The organism is Legionella clemsonensis, from assembly GCF_002240035.1.
GTDB lineage: Bacteria > Pseudomonadota > Gammaproteobacteria > Legionellales > Legionellaceae > Tatlockia > Tatlockia clemsonensis.
The window spans coordinates 3211617-3227517 of record NZ_CP016397.1; the positions used below are offsets into that span (position 1 = coordinate 3211617).

The following is a 15901-nucleotide window of genomic DNA, read 5'->3' on the forward strand; positions in this document are numbered from 1 at the left end:
GGGTGAGCGCATTGCAACTAGTGGGCTGTACGAGAGTCACGCGGATTATCTTCCAATAAATCGCCATAGATTTTCAGTACTGCCATACGCGTATATTCACTAACTTCAACAAGCGCTTTTTCATCTTCTTCATCGACTTGCAACGATTCGTAATCCAATTGCGCAAATTCAAGAATATGATGTAAAGCTTCTTGTGCCTCTTTTTCTTGAAGTTGTTCATAGTTTACGCCTGCCATCGCGATGCCTTGAGTAAATCCTTCACACCACTCACCGAATGCCTGGGCGCGGGTCATCAAAGACTCTTCATCATCAGGTAACAATAACTGAAATTCAAAATCGAAATTAGTAAGCTGCTGTTGACTAATCAAAAAAACATCAAACATTGCCATAGCAGCAGCGCGTGTTGCTTCATCTTTTTTAGCTTTAACCGTCAATGCACGTAAATAAGCTTCACCTTCTGTTATAGCTCCAGCACAAAGATAACCGCACATCACTCCATGCAGTTCGCTTCCGGAAATAGGTAATGCCAGTACAGAAATAGTGTCAATAAACATTTGATACGCTGGGAGATGTAAGGCTTTATTTTCAGTAAACATAATACACTCTTTTTTAGAAAATAATTAATTCTATTGACACTTTGTTTCATCAGCGCAAAATATCAATCCGTCTAATCATAACTGATTTGCCCGAGCAAGCCAAAATTGTTACTATTTAGACAGCACTGTCACATTGTATAGGCTAAGGAAAAATGACTATTTCAAAATCGTGCTCTATTAAATTAATGAATAAATCCTATGAGATTAAATGTCCAGACACTGAAGTAGAAAATCTTCAGCAAGCGGCAGAAAAATTAAATGAACATTTATTGCACAACAAAAAGAAATTTAAACAACTTGATGAATTTCATACTTTATTACTTGCCGCCTTAAATGTCAGTCATGAATTAATTACTTGCCAAAGACAGCAAGAACAACAGCGTTTACAGGTCACTCAGTTTATTAGTTCATTGGAAAATAAGATTCATCAGGTTGTTCATGGAAATCTTACCCAAGATCCACAGACTGATTAACCAATCTAAACCCTGACTCTGCCCAACTGTCTATGTCTACTGGCTCTGATAAATCTTTAAGCCTGCAGCATTTATTCCTTTTTTATTGGTTTTAAGAAAATTCTTGATCGAAGTCTTCAGGAATTCTTGCCATTTACTATACTTAACGTTATAAGTTAAGACTCAAACACCAGCTTGATTACAAGGACAACGCACTGCAACTAAAGGGAGGTTACTATGCAACAGAATTACATCACCAACTGGACAAATATAATGACTCGAATGCAAAGACCTTTACAGGCCATGATGGAATTAAATACTCGTACTTTGCAGAATATTAGTTATCTAAAACCCGAAGATCTTTCAAAAATACGCAAACCTGAAGAACTGATGGAAAAACAAATGAACATGTTTGTAGAGAATGCTCACAAGGCATTGGACTATATGCAAAAAAGTTTTGCCATTTTTGAAGAAAGTCTATTGTCTATCTCACAGGAAGCTAGAAATAGTACCGAAAAGACAGCCCGACAAGCCGAAGGTATGATGAAAAAGGGTGAAGATGTGATGAAAAAAGGGGCTAAACAGCAAAATGGCAGTAATAAAGGAAGCTAAATTAACAATCATGTTATTCTGAATTGAATAACATGATTTTGTATTATATGAAAAAATACTGTAAATCCTGATCGAATTTGCTGCGTTTTCACTACTGGATGGTATATAATTGCCAGTAACCCGACAGCGAGTGATTTATGAACCAATACTCGCATATAGGAGAGCGTTCTGCAGCCGGCGTTGAGCAAGCCCACCTTGAGTGGGAAGCCTGAACCGTCTCATCTGCTCCCCACCTGAACCTCAGGGTTCAAAATCTTAGTCTGTCGGGCTACTTTAATTCTACATCTACTGATTGTACGTCATTTTTTTCAAAAGTATCAATTAATTGACCGAGTCGTCCCTGTTTTAAAGCAAGTGATTCTCTCCAACCCAATTGACTTCTTGTACCGGTTAAGAAATCTATTTTTTTCAAGGCAGCACTGCATTTGGTTCCCCGCGAAAACCCAAAAAAACCATCAGGGCGTGGGTCTTCCTTGCGCTCATTTTCATAAGCTTGTAAACAAAAAATATACAATAGAGCATTAATAGAAAGTCTTTCCTCGGGCAACTTCACGTCTTGTTGTATTGTCGAGGCAAGGTTTATTGCATCAAAATAAGAGCGTTTCTTCAGAAGAAGAAAGTCATTGAACAATTGTTGGGCGTTTCTTGTGAGCACTTCTGTTTTATTCTCTGTTTGCATTCCCTTTAATAAAATTTTACTCCAGGGGAGTGGATCCAAGTGTTTTTTTAGGGCTGTTATATTTTTGGGTAATAAGGGAGCTAGTGTAGAAATATCTCTACTTTCTACCCAATCACGGGAAGAAGTAATGTAATCTTTTTCATAATCTAGAAAAAATTCTTGTGAACAGAGGACTTGCTCTAGCATATAACGCACAACCGCCTTCTCGGAACGACGCTCCTCGTTGGTAGTTGACAAGCGGTAATCACACAATAAAGGCAACAACTGAAGTTGTTCGGCAGTACAGTGGTAATGAAGAAGATAAAATACCACGGCCAAGGTAGTTACTATTTGTTCTTGTTTCATTCTTTCATGAGGAAGATGTCCTTTTGCATCAATTTCAGCACGTAGTCTATCGAATGGATATTGTTTCTTTGTTTTTTCTTCCACATACCCTAACATTCGAGTCGCACATTTTAACAAATTTAACAGGGCGGACACATTTAGCAGTGGATCTTTGGCTGAAAATCTTGCAGCTAACTGCTGAAAACGTTGAGGGTGATCGGCATCTTCCCAACCGCCCTCACTTAATGTGGCTTGAAAATCAAGCCACGGTTTTATGCGCGAATTTTTTCCGCCCACAAGGCGATTAATCCTAAGAGTATCAGCAGGAATTGATGACCAAAATTCGTTTAGTACACCATAAATCTCTTTTTTTAATGAGGAGACTAGTTGCTCTTCTTCAAACTGGTCGTCCTTTAACAACTCCCTTAGCTTCTGACCTAGTTCTCTATCTAGGTGAGAAAGGGTTGCATTTAATGCTTGGACAGCTATTTTTAATTTTTCGATTTTCATGTTTCTACTCCCTGAGAAATTACCCTACCTAGCGCTCAACTTTTGCTTTAAAAGTTTTAGAATAGAGCAATTTACCTAACTTAACAGGTATTTCAGAAAGTGCAAATAGTTTCAAATTTTAGGAATTGGTGATGATTAACTGCTCCTTTAGTGCCAGTAGTTGATCGCGTACTTTGGCAGCTTGTTCAAACTCCATATTCTTAGCATGTTGATGCATTTGTTTTTCCAGAGTTTTTATTTCTTTAGCCAAATCTTGAGGGGGCAGAGGAAGATAGGATGATTTATGTTCTTGAACTTGCCCTCTACGTCTCGTGCTATAGGCCCCTTCCATAATGTCTTCAACAGATTTGCGAATCCCCTGGGGGGTGATGCCATGTTTTTCATTAAATTCAATTTGTTTATTACGACGACGCTCGGTCTCATCCAACGCTCTTTGCATCGAGCCTGTGACATAATCAGCATAGAGAATAGCACGGCCATTAATATTTCGAGCCGCACGGCCTATTGTTTGTATTAAGGAGCGCTCTGAGCGTAGAAAGCCTTCTTTATCCGCATCCAAAATAGCAACCAAAGCCACTTCAGGCATATCCAGGCCCTCGCGTAGCAAGTTGATTCCCACGAGGACGTCGAATTCTCCCAACCGCAAGTCTCGAATAATTTCCATGCGCTCTACCGTATCGATGTCAGCATGAAGATAGCGCACTTTGATGCCATGGTCGTGCAAATAATCCGTTAAATCTTCTGCCATTCGTTTTGTTAGCGTGGTCACCAAAATGCGCTCGCCTTGAGCGATCACCTGATGAATTTCTGAAAGCAAATCATCAATTTGGTTTTTAACCGGCCTTACAAAAACTTGCGGATCAACCAATCCTGTGGGTCGAACCACCTGTTCAGCGATATTGTCGGCATGTTCACGCTCATAAGGCCCAGGTGTTGCCGAGACATAAATTGTTTGTGGTGAACGAGCCTCAAACTCTTCAAAACGCAAGGGCCGATTGTCGAGTGCGGAAGGAAGCCGAAAACCATATTCAACCAAGGTTTCCTTGCGTGCCCTGTCACCTCGATACATCCCTCCAATTTGGGGCACAGTGACATGGGACTCATCAATAATAAGCAATGCTTCGGGTGGTAAATAATCAAATAAAGTAGGTGGTGGCTCGCCCACCTTGCGGCCGGATAAATAACGGGAGTAATTTTCAATGCCGGAACAATAACCCAGCTCCAGCATCATTTCGATATCAAAACAGGTGCGTTGTTGTAGCCGCTGTGCTTCTAATAATTTATTTTGCGAATTAAATTCAGCCAAACGTTCCTGTAACTCTTCTTTAACCCAATCAATAGTTTGCAAAATACGTTCGCGGGGGGTCACATAATGCGTTTTTGGAAACACAGTGACACGGGGTAGTCGTTGTAAAATTTCACCTGTTAATGGATCAAAGCGCGCAATGTTTTCCACCTCATCATCAAAAAGTTCTATCCGGATGGCTTCTTTTTCAGAATCAGCCGGAAAAATATCAATGACATCCCCATGAACACGAAACTGGCCGCGCTCCAGGGATTGTTGGCTACGGGTGTATTGCATTTCCGCCAGTCGTTTTAATATTTTCCGTTGATCGCATTGTTCTCCGCGAGAAAGATGTAATAACATACGCAGGTAGGAATCAGGATCACCTAATCCATAAATGGCAGAGACTGTCGCGACAATAATGGCATCCTTGCGTTCAATTAAGGCCTTAGTCGCCGAGAGACGCATTTGCTCAATGTGCTCGTTAATGGAGGCGTCTTTTTCTATGAAGGTGTCAGAAGCAGGAACATAGGCTTCGGGCTGATAATAATCATAATAAGAGACAAAATATTCCACGGCATTATCAGGAAAGAATGTTTTGAACTCGCCATAAAGCTGCGCTGCCAGGGTTTTATTGGGCGCCATAATTAGTGTTGGCCTTTTCATTGCCTGAATAACATGAGCAATGGTATAGGTTTTTCCTGAACCTGTGACACCCAAAAGAATTTGCCGTGCTAATCCGGACTCTAGACCGTCAATTAGAGACGCAATTGCTGTTGGCTGATCACCGGCAGGCTGGTAATTTGAGTAAATTTTGAATACATTTTTCATACTATAAACTATAACCGATCAATCTGATTTTGTGAGCTTCGCGAATCGTTTGGTCAGAAATATACCACAGGAGTTTAAAGATGGATATCGCACTGGCGAAACGCGTGCATGCTGTAAAACCTTCTCCCACTCTTTCCGTGGCTGCAAAAGCAGCAAAAATGCGAGCAGAGGGACTTGATGTGATTAGTCTGGGTACTGGTGAGCCCGACTTTGATACACCACAGCATATTAAAAAAGCCGCTATTGCAGCGATTGAAGCCGGCTTTACCAAATATACTGCTGTGGATGGCATTCCTGAATTAAAACAAGCCATCATCAACAAGTTTAAGCGAGATAACCATTTACATTATGAGACCAACCAGATTTTAGCTTCTGTTGGGGGTAAACAAAGTATTTATAATTTATGTCAGGCTTTAATTGAGGAAGGGGATGAGGTCATCATCCCTGCACCTTACTGGGTCTCTTATCCCGATATTGTTTTGCTGGCAGGCGGTACTCCAGTTATCATTCCTACAACACCAGGGGACCGCTTCAAAATTTCGGCAGCACAACTTGAAAAAGCCATTACAACCAAAACAAAACTGCTTATTTTAAATAGCCCGTCTAACCCCTCAGGAATTGCTTATTCACTGGAAGAATTGACTGCTTTAACCGATGTGTTAATGAAACATCCTCAGGTATTTGTTGCCACAGATGACATGTATGAACATATTTTATGGACACAACCCTTCGCCAATGTACTCACTGCCTGTCCAGCATTGTATCCACGTACTATCGTGTTGAATGGTGTCTCTAAAGCTTACTCCATGACCGGTTGGCGTATAGGTTACGCTGCTGGTCCAGCGCCACTTATTGCGGCAATGACAACCATTCAATCCCAATCAACATCAAATCCCTGCTCTATTGCCCAAAAAGCGGCAGTTGCCGCACTTAATGGTGGTGATGAGACTATCAAGGAAATGGTAGCTGCATTCCAAAGCAGACATGATTATATCGTACAACGGATGTATGACATGCCTGGTGTTGAAGTCATTCCAGCCGACGGGACCTTTTACAGTTTCCCGAATGTGCAGGCGATTATTGTCAAACGCGGTTTTGCCAATGATATTGAATTTGCCGATAAGCTACTCCAGGAAACAGGATTAGCGCTTGTTCCTGGCTCAGCTTTTGGTAACGAAGGGTGCATACGCCTTTCCTTCGCCACCAGCATGGAAACGTTACGTGACGCAATGGACCGCTTGCAGCGTTTTTGTAGTTAATTATCTTATTGGCTTGGCCATTTTTGAAGTGGCTAAGCCAATCTTTACTTTCTAAAGCCACCATTTGATTTGCATCAATAATAGACTACAATTGATAACGTCAGGTAAAATGTGTTTAACCACAAAAAATATCATAATCCACTTGATCCTTACGCAAAATAGCATTAAGATGCCACCTCATTCCCCGGTAGCTCAGTCGGTAGAGCGGATGACTGTTAATCATTAGGTCGGCGGTTCGAGCCCGTCCCGGGGAGCCATATACAGTATATGGTTGTGGCGATTATTGAGTTTTTTAGGGTCTTCCCCAAATCCGGGGGCACTTTACTCATCCACAAAGCACTCTAACTCTTAATCTATAATTTTCAAAATTTCTAAACCCATAAGCCCTGCGTTGAATCAATTTCATCTTTCGATGAAACCCTTCAGTTATTCCATTATTCTTAGTAAAACGAAGCATTCTAACGACTTCCTCTCTCCATTTAAATAGTGTATTTCCTAAAGTTCTAAGCGATTGAAAAGCGCTTTGCTTTAGTTCTTTAACCATTTCCAAGAATTGCGGTAATAAGCGTTTACACTCTTTTGCTGTACAATGCTTCTTAGTTAATAGTTCATGCAACTGTTGTTTAAAATCATAAATCGCAGCAATCGCGGGTTGTTGTTTCAGGTATTGGTCGCGTTTGCTTAAACGTAATGACGTTAGATTCTCTGGCTTTGTCTTCAAAGCCATGAGTGTGCCTCTTTGATACTTCATTGTGGGATCAATTTGATGAAAGGTTTGCATGCTCAGTTGGTTAATTAATCGGATGACATGAAAGCGATCAGCCACAATCTTGGCCTTAGGAAAGTGGCGTTTCACCAAAGCCCGATAGCTGCTACTTAAATCGATACACACGACACGTACACGCTCTTTGCCTTCCAATGTTTTAAAATAAGCCTCTAAATCTCGCCCTGAGCGGCCTTTAACAATATCAAAAACCTTATGCTTACCTAAATCACATAAGGTAGTTACATAGCCCTGCTTCTTTGTAAACGAGTGTTCATCAATACCCAATACACGAGGACATAAGGGTGATGTAATCCGTTTCTCTTGCCGTTCATAACCATAATGATACCAACGTTCTATCGTTGATTTGCCTGTATGGAAATGACGGCTTAAATCTTTTTGACTAACACCCTCTGTATGATGGTGAAACACCTCTTTACGCAAGCTTTCTGTAGCTCGCTGGTATTTACCTATCCCCGGAAAACGCTGATTAAAATAGCGCTTACACCCATAGCACTGAAACTTATGCGATTTAATAAGTAAATAGCTATAACGTAATCCGATAGACTCATGACGTATCTTTCGATTAAAGCTATCTTTCTTCCTTAATCGCTTGCCATTGCAGTAAATACAACGCACAACTCGAGTATATCTTACTTCAATATAAACAGGATTGTTTCCTGTCACCTTGACTATTGTATAGCCAGGTAAATTTAGGATAATATCTTTTCTTGGCACTTTAATCCTCTTTTGATTGCGGAATCAAAGAGTTAGATTACTATAATCTGATTAAAGTGCCCCTACATTTGGGGTAGAGCCAGTTTTCTAAGGATGCTGTTTAACTCCTATACATTTTTATTCGCTTATCTTCCTCTTACAGTTCTGATGTCTTATTTCTTAATGCGATTCTATGCGATAGCTGTCGTTCCTTGGCTATTATTTGCCTCACTTGTCTTCTATGGTTGGTGGAACCCACGTTATCTTACCCTTTTGCTTTTATCAATATTATTTAACTTCTTAATCGCAAAATGTATAGTTCACACAGACTCGGTTTCAAGAAAAAAAATTGCATTACTAATTGGTATTATTGGAAATTTATCCACACTATTTTATTTTAAATATACTAATTTTTTTCTTCAGAATGCCAATGCTTTATTAAATTCAAATTTTAATTTTTACAATATTATCCTCCCACTTGGCATATCGTTTTTTACATTTACACAAATGGCATTTTTAATCGATGCCTATCATAAAAAAGTAGATGAAGTTAAGTTATTCAACTATTCGTTATTTGTGACTTATTTTCCACACTTAATTGCTGGCCCAATTATTCACCATAGTGACGTCATGCCTCAATTTAAAAGGATACTGCAATCAAAAGATTCTCCGATGATGCGATATTTTATTATTGGGCTATCGATTTTTGCTATTGGTTTATTCAAAAAAGTATGTATTGCAGACATGCTTGCCCCTAAAGTTGATACTATTTTTCAAATACCAGGAAGAGGTTATGATATTTCAATGCTCGATGCCTGGACAGGAGCATTAGGTTATACATTTCAATTGTACTTTGATTTTTCAGGTTACTCCGATATGGCGATTGGTTTGAGCTATATGCTAGGTATAAAATTACCCATAAATTTTTTCTCTCCTTATAAAGCCATAAACATAATTGATTTTTGGCGGCGTTGGCATATGACTCTATCTCGGTTTTTTCGTGATTATCTGTATATTCCTTTGGGTGGAAGCCGACGTGGTGCTGTCCGTAAATATGTGAACCTTTTCATCGTCATGGTTATCGTTGGATTTTGGCATGGAGCTGGTTGGACGTTTATTTTGTGGGGTATTTATCATGGCTTATTGTTGATATTAAATCATGGGTGGCATGCACTAAAATCAATGTTTCCTCTAAAATTGAAAACAATAATTCAGTTAAAGCCTATAGCCCTCTTACTTAACTTCATTTCCGGTGCGGTTACTTTCTTTTGCGTTGTTTTAGGTTGGGTGATGTTTAGAGCAAATGATCTTGCAACAGCTAAAAGTTTTTATGCGGGTATGTTTCATTACCACCGCTACTACTATGGCAGTTTAGGCTTGCTTACGGCATTGAATTATGTATTTTTTGGACTGTTTATCTTAGGTTGCGCTATTATTGCATTTGTTTTGCCCAATAATATTGAGTTGATGAAATCAACAGGCGCAGTACTTGATTCCAAATCTTTAAACCCTCCTCATTTCGGCGTTCTGTCTGCTAATCGTTATACGTGGTCGCCAAGCTTGGGGTATGGTTTACTAATTGGTGTGATGATTTATTTTGCTCTAACTGGCATCGCCAATACCCCTAGCAGTTTTTTATATTTTAATTTTTGAAGCACTTATGTTTAAAACCATTTATTATAAATATATATTTACAATTGGGGTGGGTGTTATTATAACCCACCTAGCTTTTAGCTATTGTATGGGCTTTTTGACCTCTTATTTTTATCGTGAATTTATGATAAATGTTCGGAATCTAAATGCTGGTGAATACAAAAGCGCGTCACAGGCCTACTTGGCAGCAAATATAAAAACCTCTAAAAAACCCGTCATGCTGGTACTTGGCACATCCTTCTCTTATGGGTATGGTTTGAATGCGAGCAACACATATAGCAACTTACTAACCAAGCAGTTTCCTAATTACTTTATTATGAACGCTTCTGTTGTTGGTGATCATGGAGAGGGCATATTAGAAAAATTAATTTATTTAAAAAATAAAAAACTTGCCGTAGATAGTCTTATTATTGAAATTAATCTTTTTAATCTAACAGCAGGGACAGTAAAGAATAAAAAAAATCAACAATCAGGGTATGAAAAAATTCAGAAAAAAAAGAATAAAAAAAATCAACAATTAGTGTATGACAAAATTCAGAAAAAAATAGCTGGCCTTATAGATTCGTTAACGGATTCCTTTTCTCTGTTTTACCTGTTTCACCCCCATGGTTTTAATTCCATCTCCAATTTAGATCTAAATCGTTTATATGTTCTTGGTCCTAAAAATGAGCATAAATTCTCGTTTGTACCTCTCCCTGATACTTATTCTCAAAAATATGCTGAATTCAGACAAACTCTTCCAAGATATAAAAAATTTATTACTGCTGTATTAACCGCGTCTAGAGACATCTCAAATCATGTGTATTTTTTTGTTTCGCCTATTTATGGTGATGGGGTAAGAAAAACACAATTTAAGTTAGAGGATATAGAAAAAGAACTACAAGATCTTAATCAGATATGCCATCAAATGTCTGGTGTAAATTGTTTGAATCCAGGTATCCAACTTTCAGAGTCATACTTCTCTAATTTATCACATTATAATGAGGAAGGTCATAGAGCTTTGTCAAAATGGTTAGCACAAAAGTTACATGGTTCCTCTCAAGGTTATTTGGCGTCGAACTAAAATGTTTCATCTGATTAAAAGGTTTGAATGAAGTACTGCAAGTCACCCCTTTACTATCAGCTGCGCTGGTAGCGGAACACAGTAAATTACGTTCCACCGGAAGACAAGGTAATTTCCAAAATCCTGACAGCCCCTCCCACCACAGAAAAATATTCAAAATTGGAATCCAATCAATTTATTTAACCAAATCCTTTTATAAGATTGTTACTACGATGAACTACCCGCTTAATCTCATCTTTTAAAGCTTTAGACTCGGCTGTGGTTTCTCCATGCTTTAAAGCGTTAAGGTTGAATTGTGGAGCACCAGAGCCTTTTGCGCCACCATGTGTACACGACAATGTGCTTTTCCCTTAACAGCAGGGCAGCGACAAGGTTTACCATGATTACCCTTCGTTCGTGCGCCACATCTAGGCGCAGACTCAAACGCATAGCGTTTTTTCTCGGTTCTTGAGGTTGTTTTCATGTTTTTTTCCTTACTACCCATACCTCCTTGATATTTCCCACAACAGCTTGGCCTCCTTGGGAACGTCAACGCGCTCAACAATAATTTTTTGCCTCCCAACACCCTGTAGTTTTGCTAGAATGTTGGCCTGTTGGACAAAGCAATTTGCTAATTTTACCGCAGAATTGGAATAGTATTTCTTTAGCTCCAAGCTATCAACACCATTGGCATAGGTCATTGTTCGCTGTTGTAATTCATGGATAGATAACATTTGCTCAGCAAGCATGGATTGCAAGCCACCATCTACGCCATCGTTTAATTGGTTCAGCTTTGGAGCTAGGGACTGATTGAATCAGACGCAGTATCACTTCAGCGGTAGCAACATCTGTGAGATAATTTTACCATCGGCAGCCTCTAATTTCAGTCGGTTACATTTGTAACCGACTCACTGCCTTCCTTATTTAAACGATTTTTTAATACTTTCCAATAGTTTCGGCCGCTTGGAAATCAGGCTGCTGTATCAATGCCTGAATAATATCAACAACAGAGAAATACCAGACTTCATTTTCCTCATCAACAATCTACGAATTTCATATTGTTCAAATATTACCGGATTACTATCCATGATAACTCCCTTATGTTGTTATGCCATTTTCACTTGAATAGGCACGAGATTATCTTGAAGAAGATTTTCAAGATATTGTGCCCACATATTTAATGCTTCTTTTTGTTGAGGAAGCATTTCATTTTTATTGTAAGTCGCCATAATTTTGACATTTTGTGGCCTAAGCACTTTTCAATCACAACAGGATCTACATGGAGGCTTTTCTCCAAGCTGGGTAGCAATGTTCTACGTAGATCATGCGCTGTCCAATCAAGAATGCCAACTCGTTCTTGAATTCTTTTAATTGCCCTTGGAAGTGCATTCTCGGTAAGAGGTGTTAATTTATCAGCACCAGATAACACAAAGGAAGAAGCGACATGTGCTTTAAGCTCGTAAAGAATAGCTCTCGTTTGGGGGCTTAAATGAATCTTGGTAATAATACTTGTTTTAGAGTGGCTGGCTGGTATTGTCCACAAAGACTGCTCAAAATTAAACTCACTCCACTGCGCCAGCCTTAATTCCGCAGTTCTAATCCCAGTAAGCAAAATGAGCTTGATAGCGCTCTTTGTTTGGAGAGACATAGGATTTTCGGGCTATCCAAAAAAGCCATAAAGTTCTAATTTCTTCTATGGAGAGATATCTCTCGCGGGGGGTGTTCTGTTCTACCAATATTTTTAGGGCGAATAACAGCAGCAGGATTATGGCTCATATTTCCTTGGCTAATAGCATAATTAAAAAGCTTTTCAGTGAGCTGAGTACCCGATTAGCATGGACAGGGGCATCGCGATCCACAATTGTTTTTTAACGCTGTAGAGATATCTATGGTTTGAATACCATCAAGCTCACAGTCGCCTAGCAACGGAACAATATCACAATCAATTTGTTTCTTTATTACCAAAGGACGTTTGATCTCCTTTCCGGCATAGTCCACATACCACTTCTCAACAAGCTTTTTAACCGTATTCCTTTTCTGTCTCTTTTTCAACCTTTTGTTGCTTAATTAATTGGGATTTTTTTGATCTCTACGTAGACCGCTAAGCTCAAGAAACTTATTCTGGCATTAGCCAAGCTCATGGTCGGATAATGCCCCCAAGGTGATTTGGTCAGTTTTGTCAGCTATCTTGTAACGGTAAATCCAGCTTTTAACACCCTTGGGGGTGACACGAATACCAAAGCCGCCACCCTCATATTTTCATAACGATTTGCTTTAGGCTTAAGCCCTTTAATGTAAGTATCAGTGAAAATGCCCATAATTACCTTTATCAAAGTTGGGTACACTTTCGGGGTACATTTAAAAGTGTTCTCTCTTGGTACGACATGTTATTACTTGGATGTGATAATATAGAGTAAGCCTTTGTGTATCAAGGATTATATTGAATTTTTGGTAAAAGATGATTTTACTTAATACTGAATAAAAATGACTGTTAATCATTAGGTCGGCGGTTCGAGCCTGTCCCGGGGAGCCATATGCAGTCTGGGTTTTGGCGAAATTCAAATTTCTACCAGCTTCTCTCTGGGTGCACTTTAATGGAAAATGAGAGCTATCAAGTAAACGAACTTAGACATGGATGCATCAAAAAGAAGTAATCGCCTTAAAAATTTAAATAAATATTCTTGGTTCATTCTTATAACATTTATTTTCGCTGTATTCGCAATGTCGTATCAGACAACAAATGCTTCTCTTGATGGTTTTATTCAAACACTTCCTCTAATTATCTTCGCTTTCTGGAGTGAAAAATCTGCACGACTTATAAAACAAGCTGAAGCTAACTTAAAAAAGGTAGAGCTCTTTAATCGAGATACGTTTCTATTAAGCGTTAGTTTTTATTCGGATGTCTTATTTCATTACTATTTGCTTATGATAATAGTGATGCCAAAGGTTGGTGGGTATTAATTATTTACTTCATTACCTTGTATGGTTTGATTTTTTCTCCAATTTTCTCAGGAATAGCCCTTCAGATAAAAAATCATAAAACATACACCCTGGTTTTTTCACTTTTAATCATAGTATTCGTATCAATGGGAAAATTTTTCCCCCGTTATACGTTCATTCCAGTGCTAGGATATATTGACACTTTCTACGCAGTAACTTGCGTATTGTTAATTATTCATTGTTTATTTGCCATTAATTGCAAAATAGTCAGAACAATTAAGAGAAACACACCGTAGCAAAAAGTTCAACAAAAGATGGAGCTGTAAATGAAAAATAAAAAATGCTCGTATTAGGGTTAAGCATTACATTAACCGCATATATAATGACCTTAATATGCATGTTGAGATAATTTAAACTCCTTCTATGCTTTCCAATTAATGGAAATGTAAAGGAGTTATTACTAAGCTAAAAATTTGGAGCTTTTTAAAATCGTGTAAAAAAGGTGGCTTATATGAACCAAATAAGGTAATATTCTCTTAGCTAGAAAATGTCTTTTTTTATACTCTTCAAATCGTCGTTTTATTAATTTAATCCCTCGTACTGTAGTTTAATTCCTGACCTATTTCCGGCTAATTTCGCCTATCACAGGTATTAATAAAATAAAGGTATATTGAAATGTCTAAAACAGTAAATGGGATTGTCAAATGGTTTAACGAATCAAAAGGTTTTGGTTTTATTGAGCAAGAGTCTGGTCCAGATGTATTTGCTCACTTTAAAGAAATTATAGGTTCTGGCTTTAAAAGTTTGTCAGAGGGTCAAAGAGTACAATTTGTTGTAGCTCAAGGTGCCAAAGGTCTCGAAGCAAAGAATATAATGGCGGTGTAATTAAGCTTTAATATTTTTACCACTACATTCCCACAAAATGTAGTGACTTAATAGAAATTTTAAGTTAATGCTGTCAAAATATGTCAGCATTAATTTTAAATTTATACTGTGTCCAGAACCCAACGTCTTTTTGATCTCATCCAAATACTGCGGCGTCATCGCTATCCGGTTAGTGGAAAACAATTAGCCGAAGAACTTAATGTCAGCCTTCGTACAGTGTATCGAGACATAGTCACTTTACAAGGGCAAGGCGCATCAATAGAAGGCGAGCCTGGGCTTGGCTACATGTTACGTCCTGGTTTTATGCTGCCCCCTTTAATGTTTTCTGAGGAAGAAATTGAGGCATTGGTGCTCGGTTCACGCTGGGTAGCACGTAGAACCGATAAGAAACTAAGGCTTGCTGCAACGAATGTCTTGGCTAAAATATCTGCTGTCCTTCCTGAAGATCTTCGCCAACATCTTGATTTTTCAGGGTTACTTATTGGTCCTGTAAAAACTACTATAGAAAATGATGACGAAAAAGAAGCCTTAATACGCCTTGCTATTCGTAAAGAGTATAAGCTTCAAATGACTTATGTTGATGTTAAAGGAGATGAGTCCCAACGGGTTATTTGGCCACTGGCACTTGGTTTTTTTGAAGAAGTTCATATTATTGTCGGCTGGTGTGAGTTACGGGGAAGCTTTCGTCATTTTCGTACAGATAGAATTGTCCATTTAACGCAGCTAGAGACACGTTATCCGAAGCCTCGCCAACCCCTTCTAAAAAAATGGCGTGAAATGAATATTCCTGAGTAATAAGTCTTTTCACTACTGACATAAACTGTCACTCTATGCCAGTAAACTACATTGGAACTTACAATGATTTTAAAAGGGAAAAACATGATGCTCGAACCAAGTGCTATTGTACTTTATGTTGATAATCTTTTAACAAGCAGTGCATTTTATCAGGATTTACTTGGAATAAAACCAGAAGAAGCTTCTCCCACATTTCATTCTTTCAAGTTAGCAAATGGAATGGGTTTAGGTTTAAAAGCAAAACATTCGGTTGAGCCGCCCGCTCATGAAAATGGCAGTGGTGAATTAGCGTTCACACTTGATAATAACAGGGGGGTTGATGAACTATTTGTAGAATGGCAAAGAAAGGAAATAAGCATGGCTCAGTCACCAACTCTTGTACCTTTTGGTTATACTTTTCTTGCACTAGATCCAGATGGCAATCGACTGCGGGTTGTCTCACTCAAAAAAGCATAATGTCAAATTTGATCGTGATTACCTCAACAGAACATGTCCAAAAAGGTCGATTATCAGGCTTCATGCAAGTTTGCCATTAATGATCAGGATATGCGACTGATT

17 protein-coding genes, 1 tRNA gene and 1 other RNA gene are annotated in these 15901 nt (G+C 38.7%); 11 read left to right on the forward strand and 8 right to left on the reverse strand.

Going from position 1 to position 15901, the window contains the following annotated elements:
- Positions 1-17 precede the first annotated feature (17 nt).
- On the reverse strand, positions 18-596 hold the full coding sequence (locus clem_RS14360) for a UPF0149 family protein (protein ID WP_094092175.1): 579 nt from the start codon (positions 594-596) through the stop codon (positions 18-20).
- 152 nt (positions 597-748) lie between these two features.
- On the opposite strand from clem_RS14360, the gene clem_RS14365 reads away from it, so the two are divergent.
- The 3 genes from clem_RS14365 (at position 749) to ssrS (ending at position 1934) form a co-directional block, all read left to right on the forward strand.
- Entirely contained in the window at positions 749-1069 is a 321-nt protein-coding gene (locus clem_RS14365; RefSeq protein WP_094092176.1) for a cell division protein ZapA, read from the forward strand.
- A gap of 216 nt (positions 1070-1285) precedes the next feature.
- Positions 1286-1660, forward strand: coding sequence for a phasin family protein (locus clem_RS14370; RefSeq protein WP_332460229.1), 375 nt, complete (start codon positions 1286-1288; stop codon positions 1658-1660).
- A gap of 114 nt (positions 1661-1774) precedes the next feature.
- Positions 1775-1934, forward strand: a non-coding RNA gene (gene ssrS / locus clem_RS14375) — 6S RNA.
- Here ssrS and clem_RS14380 read toward each other — a convergent pair.
- Both clem_RS14380 and uvrB read right to left on the reverse strand, forming a co-directional pair.
- Positions 1929-3173, reverse strand: a complete 1245-nt coding sequence (locus clem_RS14380) for a hypothetical protein (protein ID WP_094092177.1) — start codon at positions 3171-3173, stop codon at positions 1929-1931. The genes ssrS and clem_RS14380 overlap by 6 nt on opposite strands.
- Positions 3174-3291: 118 nt before the next feature.
- Complete coding sequence (uvrB, locus tag clem_RS14385) at positions 3292-5289, reverse strand: excinuclease ABC subunit UvrB (RefSeq protein WP_094092178.1); 1998 nt, start codon at positions 5287-5289, stop codon at positions 3292-3294.
- A gap of 80 nt (positions 5290-5369) precedes the next feature.
- Between uvrB and clem_RS14390 the strand changes: the two genes are divergently transcribed.
- Both clem_RS14390 and clem_RS14395 read left to right on the forward strand, forming a co-directional pair.
- Positions 5370-6548 carry a pyridoxal phosphate-dependent aminotransferase gene (locus clem_RS14390; protein ID WP_094092179.1) on the forward strand — a complete coding sequence of 393 codons (1179 nt, stop codon included), beginning with the start codon at positions 5370-5372 and terminating at the stop codon, positions 6546-6548.
- A 181-nt stretch (positions 6549-6729) separates the two neighbouring features.
- Positions 6730-6805: transfer RNA gene (locus tag clem_RS14395), tRNA-Asn, on the forward strand.
- Between the two features lie 68 nt (positions 6806-6873).
- On the opposite strand, the gene clem_RS14400 is transcribed toward clem_RS14395, so the two are convergent.
- Entirely contained in the window at positions 6874-8049 is a 1176-nt protein-coding gene (locus clem_RS14400) for an ISL3 family transposase (RefSeq protein ID WP_094090993.1), read from the reverse strand.
- A 486-nt stretch (positions 8050-8535) separates the two neighbouring features.
- On the opposite strand from clem_RS14400, the gene clem_RS14405 reads away from it, so the two are divergent.
- The gene (locus clem_RS14405; protein ID WP_198333140.1) at positions 8536-9681 is read left to right on the forward strand and encodes an MBOAT family O-acyltransferase; all 1146 of its coding nucleotides are present in this window, start codon (positions 8536-8538) and stop codon (positions 9679-9681) included.
- Between the two features lie 7 nt (positions 9682-9688).
- On the forward strand, positions 9689-10744 hold the full coding sequence (locus tag clem_RS14410) for an SGNH/GDSL hydrolase family protein (RefSeq protein WP_094092181.1): 1056 nt from the start codon (positions 9689-9691) through the stop codon (positions 10742-10744).
- A 274-nt stretch (positions 10745-11018) separates the two neighbouring features.
- Here the strand turns inward: clem_RS14410 and clem_RS14415 are convergent, their stop codons facing one another.
- From clem_RS14415 to clem_RS15250, 4 genes are all read right to left on the reverse strand, one after another.
- Entirely contained in the window at positions 11019-11207 is a 189-nt protein-coding gene (locus clem_RS14415; RefSeq protein ID WP_232505505.1) for a hypothetical protein, read from the reverse strand.
- Between the two features lie 13 nt (positions 11208-11220).
- Positions 11221-11472: a hypothetical protein gene (locus clem_RS14420; protein WP_094092182.1), complete on the reverse strand. Its 252-nt coding sequence runs from the start codon at positions 11470-11472 to the stop codon at positions 11221-11223.
- A 428-nt stretch (positions 11473-11900) separates the two neighbouring features.
- Positions 11901-12371, reverse strand: coding sequence for a tyrosine-type recombinase/integrase (locus clem_RS15245; protein ID WP_232505506.1), 471 nt, complete (start codon positions 12369-12371; stop codon positions 11901-11903).
- Positions 12372-12850: 479 nt separating this feature from the next.
- Positions 12851-12958, reverse strand: coding sequence for an Arm DNA-binding domain-containing protein (locus tag clem_RS15250; protein ID WP_232505629.1), 108 nt, complete (start codon positions 12956-12958; stop codon positions 12851-12853).
- Between the two features lie 396 nt (positions 12959-13354).
- Between clem_RS15250 and clem_RS15255 the strand changes: the two genes are divergently transcribed.
- The 4 genes from clem_RS15255 to clem_RS14450 all read left to right on the forward strand — a co-directional run bounded on the left by clem_RS15255 (position 13355) and on the right by clem_RS14450 (position 15799).
- Positions 13355-13684 carry a hypothetical protein gene (locus clem_RS15255; protein ID WP_232505507.1) on the forward strand — a complete coding sequence of 110 codons (330 nt, stop codon included), beginning with the start codon at positions 13355-13357 and terminating at the stop codon, positions 13682-13684.
- 654 nt (positions 13685-14338) lie between these two features.
- Entirely contained in the window at positions 14339-14548 is a 210-nt protein-coding gene (locus clem_RS14440; RefSeq protein WP_094092183.1) for a cold-shock protein, read from the forward strand.
- 108 nt (positions 14549-14656) lie between these two features.
- Entirely contained in the window at positions 14657-15343 is a 687-nt protein-coding gene (locus clem_RS14445; protein WP_094092184.1) for a helix-turn-helix transcriptional regulator, read from the forward strand.
- An 84-nt stretch (positions 15344-15427) separates the two neighbouring features.
- Positions 15428-15799, forward strand: a complete 372-nt coding sequence (locus clem_RS14450) for a VOC family protein (protein ID WP_094092377.1) — start codon at positions 15428-15430, stop codon at positions 15797-15799.
- Positions 15800-15901 lie beyond the last annotated feature (102 nt).

Coding starts and splice junctions, on each gene's coding strand:
- clem_RS14440 (WP_094092183.1), top strand. CDS start 14,339: ATGTCTAAAACAGTAAATGGGATTGTCAAATGGTTTAACGAATCAAAA.
- clem_RS14365 (WP_094092176.1), top strand. CDS start 749: ATGACTATTTCAAAATCGTGCTCTATTAAATTAATGAATAAATCCTAT.
- clem_RS14360 (WP_094092175.1), bottom strand. CDS start 596: ATGTTTACTGAAAATAAAGCCTTACATCTCCCAGCGTATCAAATGTTT.
- clem_RS14405 (WP_198333140.1), top strand. CDS start 8,536: ATGGCATTTTTAATCGATGCCTATCATAAAAAAGTAGATGAAGTTAAG.
- clem_RS14380 (WP_094092177.1), bottom strand. CDS start 3,173: ATGAAAATCGAAAAATTAAAAATAGCTGTCCAAGCATTAAATGCAACC.
- clem_RS14410 (WP_094092181.1), top strand. CDS start 9,689: ATGTTTAAAACCATTTATTATAAATATATATTTACAATTGGGGTGGGT.
- clem_RS15245 (WP_232505506.1), bottom strand. CDS start 12,371: ATGTCTCTCCAAACAAAGAGCGCTATCAAGCTCATTTTGCTTACTGGG.
- clem_RS14415 (WP_232505505.1), bottom strand. CDS start 11,207: ATGAAAACAACCTCAAGAACCGAGAAAAAACGCTATGCGTTTGAGTCT.
- clem_RS14390 (WP_094092179.1), top strand. CDS start 5,370: ATGGATATCGCACTGGCGAAACGCGTGCATGCTGTAAAACCTTCTCCC.
- clem_RS14370 (WP_332460229.1), top strand. CDS start 1,286: ATGCAACAGAATTACATCACCAACTGGACAAATATAATGACTCGAATG.
- clem_RS15255 (WP_232505507.1), top strand. CDS start 13,355: ATGGATGCATCAAAAAGAAGTAATCGCCTTAAAAATTTAAATAAATAT.
- uvrB (WP_094092178.1), bottom strand. CDS start 5,289: ATGAAAAATGTATTCAAAATTTACTCAAATTACCAGCCTGCCGGTGAT.
- clem_RS14450 (WP_094092377.1), top strand. CDS start 15,428: ATGATGCTCGAACCAAGTGCTATTGTACTTTATGTTGATAATCTTTTA.
- clem_RS14420 (WP_094092182.1), bottom strand. CDS start 11,472: ATGCTTGCTGAGCAAATGTTATCTATCCATGAATTACAACAGCGAACA.